At 70.6% G+C, this 11,135-nt stretch carries 11 protein-coding genes; 10 read left to right on the top strand and 1 reads right to left on the bottom strand.

Features of this window, described 5'->3' with window-relative positions:
• The first annotated feature begins 90 nt into the window (after window positions 1-90).
• The 4 genes from typA to DW297_RS00975 all read left to right on the top strand — a co-directional run bounded on the left by typA (window position 91) and on the right by DW297_RS00975 (window position 5,837).
• Entirely contained in the window at window positions 91-2,004 is a 1,914-nt protein-coding gene (typA, locus tag DW297_RS00960; protein WP_136028639.1) for a translational GTPase TypA, read from the top strand.
• A gap of 171 nt (window positions 2,005-2,175) precedes the next feature.
• Window positions 2,176-3,060, top strand: coding sequence for an aggregation-promoting factor C-terminal-like domain-containing protein (locus DW297_RS00965; RefSeq protein ID WP_136028640.1), 885 nt, complete (start codon window positions 2,176-2,178; stop codon window positions 3,058-3,060).
• 108 nt (window positions 3,061-3,168) lie between these two features.
• Complete coding sequence (glsA, locus tag DW297_RS00970) at window positions 3,169-4,215, top strand: glutaminase A (RefSeq protein ID WP_136028641.1); 1,047 nt, start codon at window positions 3,169-3,171, stop codon at window positions 4,213-4,215.
• Window positions 4,212-5,837 carry an MFS transporter gene (locus tag DW297_RS00975; protein WP_136028642.1) on the top strand — a complete coding sequence of 542 codons (1,626 nt, stop codon included), beginning with the start codon at window positions 4,212-4,214 and terminating at the stop codon, window positions 5,835-5,837. Before glsA ends, DW297_RS00975 begins: the two co-directional genes overlap by 4 nt.
• An 8-nt stretch (window positions 5,838-5,845) precedes the next feature.
• Here DW297_RS00975 and DW297_RS00980 read toward each other — a convergent pair whose 3' ends face one another.
• Window positions 5,846-6,394: a helix-turn-helix domain-containing protein gene (locus DW297_RS00980; RefSeq protein ID WP_136028643.1), complete on the bottom strand. Its 549-nt coding sequence runs from the start codon at window positions 6,392-6,394 to the stop codon at window positions 5,846-5,848.
• 64 nt (window positions 6,395-6,458) lie between these two features.
• Here DW297_RS00980 and DW297_RS00985 point away from each other — a divergent pair, with 64 nt between their 5' ends.
• From DW297_RS00985 to DW297_RS01010, 6 genes are all read left to right on the top strand, one after another.
• On the top strand, window positions 6,459-7,211 hold the full coding sequence (locus DW297_RS00985; RefSeq protein WP_136028644.1) for an AzlC family ABC transporter permease: 753 nt from the start codon (window positions 6,459-6,461) through the stop codon (window positions 7,209-7,211).
• On the top strand, window positions 7,208-7,522 hold the full coding sequence (locus tag DW297_RS00990; protein WP_136028645.1) for an AzlD domain-containing protein: 315 nt from the start codon (window positions 7,208-7,210) through the stop codon (window positions 7,520-7,522). Before DW297_RS00985 ends, DW297_RS00990 begins: the two co-directional genes overlap by 4 nt.
• A 40-nt stretch (window positions 7,523-7,562) precedes the next feature.
• Window positions 7,563-7,973: a histidinol dehydrogenase gene (locus tag DW297_RS00995; protein ID WP_168442764.1), complete on the top strand. Its 411-nt coding sequence runs from the start codon at window positions 7,563-7,565 to the stop codon at window positions 7,971-7,973.
• A gap of 9 nt (window positions 7,974-7,982) precedes the next feature.
• Window positions 7,983-8,303 carry a ferredoxin gene (gene fdxA, locus DW297_RS01000; RefSeq protein WP_017203330.1) on the top strand — a complete coding sequence of 107 codons (321 nt, stop codon included), beginning with the start codon at window positions 7,983-7,985 and terminating at the stop codon, window positions 8,301-8,303.
• Between the two features lie 9 nt (window positions 8,304-8,312).
• A complete protein-coding gene (dapC, locus tag DW297_RS01005; RefSeq protein WP_136028646.1) occupies window positions 8,313-9,425 on the top strand; it encodes a succinyldiaminopimelate transaminase in 1,113 nt (370 codons plus the stop codon).
• 189 nt (window positions 9,426-9,614) lie between these two features.
• A complete protein-coding gene (locus tag DW297_RS01010) occupies window positions 9,615-10,904 on the top strand; it encodes a citrate synthase (protein ID WP_136028647.1) in 1,290 nt (429 codons plus the stop codon).
• The last annotated feature ends 231 nt before the right edge of the window (window positions 10,905-11,135 follow it).

Consider the following 11,135-nt stretch of genomic DNA (forward strand, 5'->3'; position numbering starts at 1 on the left):
ACGACGTGCCTCGGAGATCCGATCCGGCGCGTACGTTATCCTGGAACGTCGGCTTCCCGGCGCAACCCCACACTCTTTGAGGACCCTTGTATGGCGCACGCCCTCCGCTCTGACCTCCGCAACGTCGCAATCGTCGCCCACGTCGACCACGGCAAGACCACGCTCGTCGACGCGATGCTCCGCCAGACGGGCTCCTTCGGCGAACACTCGCACGTCGAGGAGCGGGCGATGGACTCGAACGACCTCGAGCGCGAGAAGGGCATCACGATCCTCGCCAAGAACACGGCGATCACCTACAAGGGCAAGCACGCTGACGGCAAGGAGATCACGATCAACGTGATCGACACGCCCGGCCACGCCGACTTCGGCGGCGAGGTCGAGCGCGGCCTGTCCATGGTCGACGGTGTCGTGCTGCTCGTCGACGCGAGCGAGGGCCCGCTGCCGCAGACCCGCTTCGTGCTGCGCAAGGCCCTCGAGGCCAAGCTGCCCGTGATCCTGCTGGTCAACAAGACCGACCGCCCCGACGCCCGCATCGCCGAGGTCGAGGAGGAGGCGCACGACCTGCTGCTGGGTCTCGCGTCCGACCTGGTCGACGACGTGCCCGACCTCGATGTCGACGCGCTGCTCGACGTTCCGGTCGTGTACGCCTCCGGCCGTGCCGGCGCCGCCTCGCAGAACCGTCCCGCCGACGGGTCGCTGCCCGACAACGACGACCTGGAGCCGCTGTTCGAGGCGATCCTCGAGCACGTGCCCGCGCCGTCCTATGACGACGAGGCGCCGCTGCAGGCCTGGGTCACGAACCTCGACTCCAGCCCGTTCCTCGGCCGACTCGCCCTGCTGCGCGTGTTCAACGGCACGCTCAAGAAGGGCCAGACGGTCGCCTGGGTCCGCTCCGACGGCACGACCAGCAACGCCCGGATCACCGAGCTGCTGAAGACTCGCGCCCTGGAGCGCTACCCGGCCGATTCCGCGGGCCCCGGCGACATCGTCGCGATCGCCGGCTTCGAGGACATCACGATCGGCGAGACCATCGCCGACCCCGAGGACATCCGTCCGCTGCCGGCCATCACGGTCGACGACCCCGCGATCTCCATGACGATCGGCACGAACACGTCGCCGCTCATGGGCAAGGTCAAGGGGCACAAGCTCACCGCCCGCATGGTGAAGGATCGTCTGGACCGCGAGCTCATCGGCAACGTCTCGCTCAAGGTCGTCGACATCGGCCGTCCCGACGCGTGGGAGGTGCAGGGTCGTGGTGAGCTCGCGCTCGCCATCCTCGTCGAGAACATGCGTCGCGAAGGCTTCGAGCTCACGGTCGGCAAGCCGCAGGTGGTCACCAAGAAGATCGACGGCAAGGTCTACGAGCCGTTCGAGCACCTGACCATCGACACGCCGGAGGAGCACCTCGGCGCGATCACGCAGCTCCTCGCGAACCGCAAGGGCCGCATGGAGAACATGACCAACCACGGCACCGGCTGGGTGCGCATGGAGTTCGTCGTGCCCTCGCGCGGTCTCATCGGCTTCCGCAGCGAGTTCCTCACGACCACCCGCGGCACCGGTATCGCGAACGCGATCTCGCACGGGTACGAGCCGTGGGCCGGTCAGATCACGACGCGCCAGAACGGCTCCATCGTGGCCGACCGCTCCGGCGTGGTGACCCCCTTCGCGATGATCGCCCTGCAGGAGCGCATGTCGTTCTTCGTGCAGCCGACCGAAGAGGTCTACGAGGGCATGGTCATCGGCGAGAACTCGCGCGCCGACGACATGGACGTGAACATCACCAAGGAGAAGAAGCTCACCAACATGCGCTCCTCCACGGCCGACAACTTCGAGTCGATGACGCCGCCGCGGCTGCTCACGCTCGAGGAGAGCCTGGAGTTCGCGCGTGACGACGAATGCGTCGAGGTGACGCCCGAGAAGGTGCGCATCCGCAAGGTGATCCTGGACCAGACCGTCCGCGGTCGCGAGGCCTCGCGCCTGAAGCGTCAGGACGCGAACGCCTGAGGCATCCCCGCACCCTTCCGAGAGGGCCCCACGCTCCGGCGTGGGGCCCTCTTCTCATGAAAATGCCAGGTGGGGGCTAGGTCGATGACGCAGACTCGTTCACTTGCGTCCGGGGCAATCTCCCGATGAGTGTCCCGCATCGGGCGCACGACGACCCGAAAGTCGAACCCAATGCTTCAGAAGACCCGTGCGCTTCGGCGCGCCTCCGAGGTGGCTGCCGCGCGCGCCGCCGTCACCCGTACCCCGCTGCTCGTCCTGGGCACCGCGGCCGCCGCCCTCGTGGGGATCACCCTCACGGTCGGGGTGACGGCCGCCCCCGCCACCGGCACCGCGCAGCCGGCCGCGTCGGCCGCGATCACGAGCCAGGCCTTCGGCGCGGAACCGCTCACCCGCATCGCCGACGAGGCCGTGATGACGGTGTCGAAGGGGAAGGATGCGGTCGCGGCGGCGGACGCCCTGACCGCCGAGGTCTCCGCGTCCGGCCTCGACGTGAGCGCTGCGGCCCCGGTGGACACGACGCCGCTCGAGGATGACCTGGAGACCCTCGACGACCGTGCGACCCTGCCCTTGCTCCTCGTGACGGTCGCGACCGAGCAGGCCGCCGCCGAGACCGAGAAGGTCGTCGCGGAGACCGCGGCGCTGCAGCAGGCGTACACGGCGGCGCAGGAGCAGAAGGCCGCGGAGGAGGCGGCGCGCGTCGCCGCCGAGCAGGCCGCTGCGGCCGCCGCCGCGCTCGCCGCGGCCAACACGGTGGACGGCGCGAAGGCGACCGCGCAGCAGATGATGGCCGACCGCTACGGCTGGGGCGGCGATCAGTTCTCCTGCCTGAACTCGCTGTGGAACAAGGAGTCGGGCTGGAACTACCGGGCGTACAACGCCGATGGCGGTGCCACCGGGATCCCGCAGGCGCTTCCCGGCAGCAAGATGGCCTCGGCCGGCGCCGACTGGCAGACCAACGCGGCCACTCAGATCGCGTGGGGCCTGAAGTACATCGCCGACGCCTACGGCACGCCGTGCAGCGCCTGGGGCCACTCGCAGGCGATGAACTGGTACTGAGCCCGAGCGGGCCGGAGGTCACGCACCGTGACGGGCCTATCCTGAGAGGCGGTCGAGCGCTACGGTGACTGTGACGGCTGGGGAGCGTCGCGAATCCGAGGAGGAGTGGTGCTCGATCCCGTCGCCTGGCTCGATGTCCCGCAGGAGGTCTCGACCGGCACGCTGCCCGGCTGGGAGCGCGTGGACGAGATCGTCCGGGAGGCCCACGCCCGCTATGCCGGTGAGCGCGGAGGGCGCGTGGCCGACTACATCCCGGTGCTGGCCGAGGTGGACCCCGAGCTGTTCGGTCTCGCCGTCATCGAGGTCGGCGGCGGGGTGCACGACGCCGGAGACGCGCTGCACCCGTTCTCGATCCAGTCGATCTCGAAGATGTTCGTGTACGCCCTGGCGATCCAGGAGCACGGGCACGAGCGCGTCCGCGACATCGTCGGCGTCAACAACACCGGGCTCGCGTTCAACTCGGTCGTCGCGCTGGAACTGAACGAGGGCCATCCGCGCAACCCGATGGTCAACGCCGGCGCGATCGCGACCACGGCGCTGATGCCGGGCGCGACCGCGGTCGAACAGTGGGAACGGGTGCGGGAGGGGCTGTCGGCGTTCGCCGGACGGCCGCTGAGCCTCGACGGCGAGGTGTACGCGTCGGAGGCGGCGTCGAACGACCGCAACCGCGCCCTCGGCTGGCTGCTCAAGAGCTACGGACGCCTGGCGGGCGACCCGGACGAGATCGTCGATGTGTACACGCGGCAGTGCGCGCTGAGCGTGACGGCGCACGACCTGGCCGTCATGGGGGCGACGCTCGCCGACGGCGGCGTGAACCCGATCACGGGGGAGCGCGTGGTGACGGCGGACGTGTGCCGCGACACGCTCGCGGTCGTCGCAGCGAGCGGACTCTACGAGAACTCCGGCGACTGGTTGTTCGAGATCGGTCTCCCGGCGAAGTCCGGTGTCGCGGGAGGGATCGTCGCGGTCTCGCCGGGCAAAGGGGCGGCCGCCGGGTTCTCGCCGCGGCTGGACGACGCGGGCAACTCCGTGCGGTCGCAGATGGCGATCGGCCATCTGTCGCGCTCGCTCGGGCTCAATCTGTTCGCCTCCGCACCCGCGCAGGCGGACGACTCGGGGAGCGGTCCCCGATCGGCGGAGAAGGAGCGATCATGACGGAGACGGTGCAGGCGCCAGCGAAGACCTCGTGGCTGCCGATGGTGAGTCTGTTCCTCGCGCAGGTGCTGATGTCGTTCAATGTGGCGGCGCTGCCCATCTCCCTGGGCGGCATGGTCGGTGAGTTCGGCGTGCCGCCGACACTCGCCAGCACAACCATCGTGATGTACGGCCTGGCGGTCGCGGCGCTCGTGATGACGGGCGCGAAGCTCGGGCAGCGCGTCGGCTGGGTGCTGATCTTCCGGGTGGTGGTCGCCCTGTTCGCCGGCTCCGCGATCATGATGCTCACCGCCCCCGGCATCTGGTGGGCGATCGCCGGTCAGGCGGTGGCCGGGGCGGCCGCGGCCATCATCGTGCCGTCCATCGTGGCGCTGATCGCCGAGAACTACCGCGGATCCCAGCAGGCCACCGCGATCGGGGCCATCGGCTCCGCCCGCGCCATCTCGGGTGTGAGCGCCTTCCTCATCGGCGGCACGCTGGGCACCCTCGTCGGCTGGCGCCCGCTGTTCTTCATCGTGCTGGCCGTCGCGGTCGCCGTCTTCGCCCTGAGCTTCACGCTGCGCGGCGACCGCGGCGACGCCTCCATCCGCATCGACCTCGTGGCGTCGCTCCTGATCGGCGGCGCGATCGTGCTGCTGACGCTCGGGTTCAACAACCTCAACAGCTGGGGTGCGCTGGCCGCATCGCCGGCCGCCCCGTTCAGCGTGCTGGGGCTGTCGCCGGCACCGCTGTTCATCGTGCTCGGCCTCGTGCTGGGGCAGGCGTTCTTCCTGTGGACGCGGCGGCGCATGGCGGAGGGCAAGGTACCGCTCATCGACCTCAGTGTGCTGGGGTCGTCGCGCGAGCGTGCCGCCGTCTACGCCATGTTCATCGTCGTGGGGCTCGAGGCGTGCGTGAACTTCACGATCCCGCTGTACATCCAGATCGTGCAGGGGAGGACCCCGTTCGACACGTCGCTGGCGATGATGCCGTTCAACCTCACGGTCTTCCTGACCGCGACACTGGTCGTGCGCTTCTACAAGCGCTACCCCCCGCGCACCATCGGGGTGTTCGGCTTCATCCTCACCACCGCCGCGCTCGTGTGGCTCTCGGTCGTCGTGACGAACAACTGGGAGACCGTGCCGACGATCGCGGGGCTGATCGTGTTCGGCATCGGACAGGGCGCCCTGGTCACGCTCGTGTTCAACGTGCTGGTCACCGCGGCCCCCGCGGAGCTGGCGGGCGACGTGGGCTCCCTGCGCGGCACGACGCAGAACCTCGCATCGGCGGTGGGGACGGCTCTCGCCGGCGCGCTGCTGGTGTCGCTGCTCGCCCTGAACGTCGGCCGCGCGGTGGTCGAGCATCCGGAGCTGCCGCCGTCACTGGTGGCGCAGGTGCCGATGGATGACGTGAACTTCATCAGCAACGACGACCTGCGCGTGGTGCTGGAGTCGACGGACGCCGCGGAGGAGCAGGTGGATGCGGCGGTCGCCGTGAACGAGCAGGCGCGTCTGAGCACGCTCAAGCTCGGACTGCTGCTGCTGGCGGCGGTGAGCGCCCTGGCGATCCTCCCGGCGTCGCGGCTGCCGCAGTACCGGCCGCACGAGATCCCCGATCCGTCGCCGTCGAGCGGCTCGGACTGAGGCGGCGCTCAGCGCAGCTCGGAGATGAGGACCGCGCTCGTCCCGGGCTTGGTGGCCTCGAAGATGTGCGACACGTCTCCGGCGTACGTGAGGTAGTCGCCGGGGTCGAGCACGACGGGCTCGTCGGGCGGGCCGATGCGGGCCTGGCCCGCGATCAGGATCACGTGCTCGATCGTACCCGGGTGGTGCGGGTCGGAACGGCGGGGGTCTCCGGGCTCGGCCTGGATCAGGTACACGTCGCGCCGGGCGCCGGGCGGGCTGGCCGAGAGGAGGGTCGCGCTGTAGGCGGCGGCGGACGAGGGCACGCCCGCGAGATCGTCGGCGCGGATGAGCGTGGGCGCGTTGGCCTGCTGGTCGACCAGCACCGCGAAGGGCACCCCGAGCGCGACGCCCAGGGCCCACAGCGTCTCGACGCTGGGGTTGCCCGCGCCGCTCTCGAGCTGTGAGACGGTCGCCTTGGAGACGCCGGCGCGGCGGGCGAGCTCCGAGACGGACAGGCTCGCGGCCTCGCGCTCGCGGCGGAGCGTGCGGGCGAGGCGGGTGCGGAGATCCTCCATGCGTTCATCATGTCAAACGATCGTTCGCTTGACTATCCAGCAGCGGCTGTTCAGAATGATGGTCATGCGTTCACTCAAACGAACAGCGCGCGGTGTCCCGGTGATCGCGGAACGCGAGGTGTGGCGCGAGGCGCTCGGCGTCGTGCTCGCCACCAGCGCCTACGGCATCTCGTTCGGTGCCCTCGCCGTCGCCTCCGGGCTGGACGTGTGGCAGACCTGCGTGCTGAGCCTGCTGATGTTCACGGGCGGGTCGCAGTTCGCGTTCATCGGCGTCTTCGCCTCGGGCGGCCTCGCCGCCCTCCCGTCGGCGATCGCCTCGGCCGCGCTGCTCGGCGTGCGCAACGTCGCCTACGGCATGCGCATGTCGCCCCTCGTCGGGGGAGGACGGTGGCGCCGTGCGGCCGCCGCGCACTTCACGATCGACGAGTCCACCGCCGTCGCGATCGCCCAGAACGACCCCCGCCTGCGCCGGGTGGGCTTCTGGGTCACGGGCGTGGGCATCTTCATCGGCTGGAACCTGACCACCCTCACCGGAGCCCTCGTCGGCGACGTGCTCGGCGACCCGAAGGCCTGGGGCTTGGACGCGGCGGCCGCGGCAGCGTTCCTCGCCCTGCTGTGGCCGCGCCTCCGCCAGCGCCAGGCGGTGGCCGTCGGCGTGGCGGCGGCAGTGGTCGCGGCGGCGTTGACCCCGTTCCTCATGCCGGGGTTGCCGGTGCTGATCGCCGCGGTCGTCGCGATCGCGGTCGGGTGGTTCAACTGGCTCGGGCGGGACGATGCGGGACGCGAGCCCCTCGAGACGCGGGAGGCCGGCGCATGAGCCTGTGGAGCGCCATCCTGCTGGCCGCCCTGATCTGCCTCGCGCTCAAGGCCGCGGGCTACCTCGTGCCGCCGAAGGTGCTCGAGGCGCCGCGTCCCGCCCGCATCTCCGATCTGCTCACGGTGGCCCTGCTCGCGGCACTCGTCGCAGTGCAGACCCTCGGCGACGGCCAGGCCATCACGGTCGACGCCCGCGTGCCCGCGCTGCTGGTGGCGGCCGGACTGCTGTGGCTGCGGCAGTCGTTCCTCGTGGTGGTCGTGGCGGCGGCGCTGGTGGCGGCGCTGCTGCGCCTGTTCGGGCTCGCGAGCTGATCGGCGGGTGCCGCGACCGCCGCGCGGATAGGATCGAGGCGTGCGCGTGAACGGGATCTCGAGGGTGCTGTCGTGGGTCGCCGCGGCCCTGGTCGGCGGTGTCTACGGCGTGGCCGGGACCATCGCGCACAGCGTGACATGGGGCCCGATCCCGGTCGGCCTGATCGTCGCGGCGATCGCCTGCGCCGCCATCCTGGTGGCGATCCGCGCGCTCACCCACGACCGCTGGGCGGCCGTCGCCGCAGGGCTCGGGATGCTCGGCATGCTGGTCATGATCTCCGGTGTGGGCCCCGGCGGCTCCGTCGTGGTGCAGGACTCGCTCGCCGGTCGCATCTGGACCTACCTGGCGGCGGGGATCGTGCTGCTCGTGGTCGCGTGGCCGTCGTTCTCCCGCCCGCCCGCACGACCCGCGAGCGCGCCGACGGAGGACCGGGAGCCGAGCGCGACGTAGACTGGAGCGGTGACGTATGTGATCGCCCTCCCGTGCGTCGATGTCAAGGATCGCGCCTGCATCGACGAGTGCCCCGTTGACTGCATCTACGAGGGCGAACGGTCGTTGTACATCCACCCGGACGAATGCGTCGACTGCGGTGCCTGTGAGCCGGTGTGCCCCGTCGAGGCCATCTACTACGAGGACGACCTGCCCGACGAGTGGCAGGACTACTACAAGGCCAACGTCGAGTTCTTCGACGAGATCGGCTCGCCGGGAGGCGCCGCCAAGGTCGGCGTCTACCCGTTCGACCACCCGATCATCGCCGCGCTGCCGCCGCAGGGCGAGTAGGCGCCGGCCGTGAGCGTCCGCGACCTCGCCGACTACCCGTGGGACGCGGTCGTCCCGTTCCGTGACCGCGCAGCGCAGCACCCGGGCGGTCTGGTCGACCTCTCGGTCGGCTCGCCCGTCGACCCGACGCCCGACATCATCCGCCGGGCGCTCGCCGAGGCGACAGACGCCCACGCCTATCCGCAGACGGTCGGCACGCCCGCGCTGCGCGAGGCCATCGTCGCCTGGTATGCGCGCCGCCGCGGCGTGCCGGATCTGCGCATCGACAACGTGCTGCCGACGATCGGCTCGAAGGAGCTCGTCGGGCTCCTGCCCACGCTGCTCGGTCTCGGGCCGGGCGACATCGTGGTGCACCCGCGCGTGGCCTATCCGACGTACGACGTGGGCGCCCGCGTCGCCGGAGCCACACCGCTCGCGGCCGACGATCCGGCGGAGTGGCCCGAGGGCACGAAGCTCATCTGGATCAACACCCCGGGCAACCCCGACGGGCGCACCTGGAGCGTCGCGGAGCTCGCGGCCGCCGTGCGTCGCGCGCGCGAGCTGGGCGCGGTCCTGGCGAGCGACGAGTGCTACGCGGAGCTGGGGTGGGACGGCCCGTGGTCGACGGAGCCGATCCCGTCCGTGCTGGACCCGCGGGTGACCGACGGCAGCCGCGCCAACCTGCTCAGCGTGTACTCGCTCAGCAAGCAGTCGAACCTCGCGGGGTATCGCGCCGCCTTCGTGGCCGGGTGCGCCCGCATCGTGGGGGAGCTGCTCACCGCCCGCAAGCACCTCGGCCTCATGCCGCCCGCTCCGGTGCAGCACGCGATGGCCGTGGCGCTCGGCGATGACGCGCACGTGGCCGCGCAGAAGGAGCTGTACCGCGCCAGGCGCGACCTGCTCCGCCCGGCCCTGGAGGCCGCCGGCTTCCGCATCGACGGCTCGGAGGCGGGTCTCTACCTGTGGGCGACGGAGGGACGCGACGCGTGGGAGTCGCTGGGGCGGCTCGCCGACCTGGGCATCCTCGCGGGTCCCGGCCCCTTCTACGGTGCCGACGCGGCGCAGCACGTGCGGCTCGCGCTGACCGCGCCGACCGAGCGGGTGAGCGCGGCGGCAGAGCGCCTGCACGACGGCGCTCTGTAGCTTCCCTCAGCTCAGCGGCGATCTGTTTGGCGGTTGTCACAGTAGGCCGGTGGGACTACTAGGCTGTAAAAGCGATTCGGTCGTCACCCGACCAGGCGCTCGGCGCCGAGAGATCGCCACTTCCGGCTTGATCACGAACGTGCTGACACCCCCGCGACGCGCAGGCGGTCAGACAAAGGAGGAGGGCGCGTGAGCGCTGCAGCAGACCAGACGGCGAAGCTGACGATCGGTGACACCACCGCCGAATTCCCCGTGGTGCGCGGCACGGCCGGCCACGACAGCATCGATTTCTCGACGTTGACCAGGCAGACCGGGTACACCGGACTCGACTACGGCTTCGTGAACACCGCCTCGACCAAGTCCGAGATCACCTTCATCGACGGCGACAAGGGCATCCTGCGCTACCGCGGCTACCCGATCGAACAGCTCGCCGGGAGCACCAGCTACCTCGAGGTGGCGTGGCTGCTCATCTACGGCGAGCTGCCCTCGGCATCCGAGCTCGCCGAGTTCGACGAGAAAATCCGCCGCCACACGCTGCTGCACGAAGACCTCAAGCGCTTCTTCTCCGCGCTGCCGCACACCGCGCACCCCATGTCCGTGCTGTCCTCGGCGGTCGCCGCCCTGTCGACGTACTACGAGGGCCAGACCGACCCGCACAACCCCGAGCACGTCGAGCTGAACATGATCCGCATGCTCGCCAAGCTCCCGGTGATCGCGGCCTACGCGCACAAGAAGAGCGTCGGGCAGGCGTTCCTGTACCCCGACAACTCCCTCGGGTTCGTGGAGAACTTCCTCAAGCTCAACTTCGGCGTCAACTCCGAGCCGTACGAGATCAACCCGGTCATGGCGAAGGCGCTCGAGCTGCTGCTGATCCTGCACGAGGACCACGAGCAGAACGCCTCCACGTCGACCGTCCGCCTCGTCGGCTCGACGGGCGCGAACCAGTTCGCCTCCGTGTCCGCCGGCATCCAGGCGCTCTCCGGCCCGCTGCACGGCGGTGCGAACGAGGCCGTGCTGACGATGCTCGGTCAGATCCGCGACTCGGGGCAGAGCGTCGCGCGCTTCGTGGAGCGGGTGAAGAACAAGGAAGAGGGCGTGAAGCTGATGGGCTTCGGGCACCGGGTCTACAAGAACTACGACCCGCGCGCCAAGCTCGTCAAGGAGGCGGCCGACGAGGTGCTCGCCTCGCTGGGCGTGACCGACCCGCTGCTCGATCTGGCGAAGGAGCTCGAGGAGCTCGCGCTCGCCGACGACTACTTCCGCGAGCGTCGCCTCTACCCGAACGTCGATTTCTACACCGGCGTGATCTACAAGGCGATGGGCTTCCCGACGCGCATGTTCACGGTGCTGTTCGCGATCGGACGGCTCCCGGGCTGGCTCGCGCAGTGGCGTGAGCTGCAGCTCGACCCGCAGACCAAGATCGGCCGCCCGCAGCAGCTGTACACGGGTTCGCCCGAGCGGTCCTTCCCGACGCGCTGAGCCGTCACCCGAAACGCCCCCTCCGTCACATCGGAGGGGGCGTTTCGGCGTCCGGCAGCGCAACGCAGAACGGTGCCCCTCCGTGAGGAGGGGCACCGTTCCGGGGGGTGGCAGGGGTGTCAGCGGCCCTGCGAGCCGCGGCCACCGCCCTGACGGGACTGGCCGCCCTGGCGCGAAGCGCCGCCGGTCTGCGTGGAGTAGCTGGCGCCCTGGCCGCCGCCCTGACCGCCG

It is taken from the genome of Microbacterium sp. PF5 (assembly GCF_004794315.1).
GTDB lineage: Bacteria > Actinomycetota > Actinomycetes > Actinomycetales > Microbacteriaceae > Microbacterium > Microbacterium sufflavum.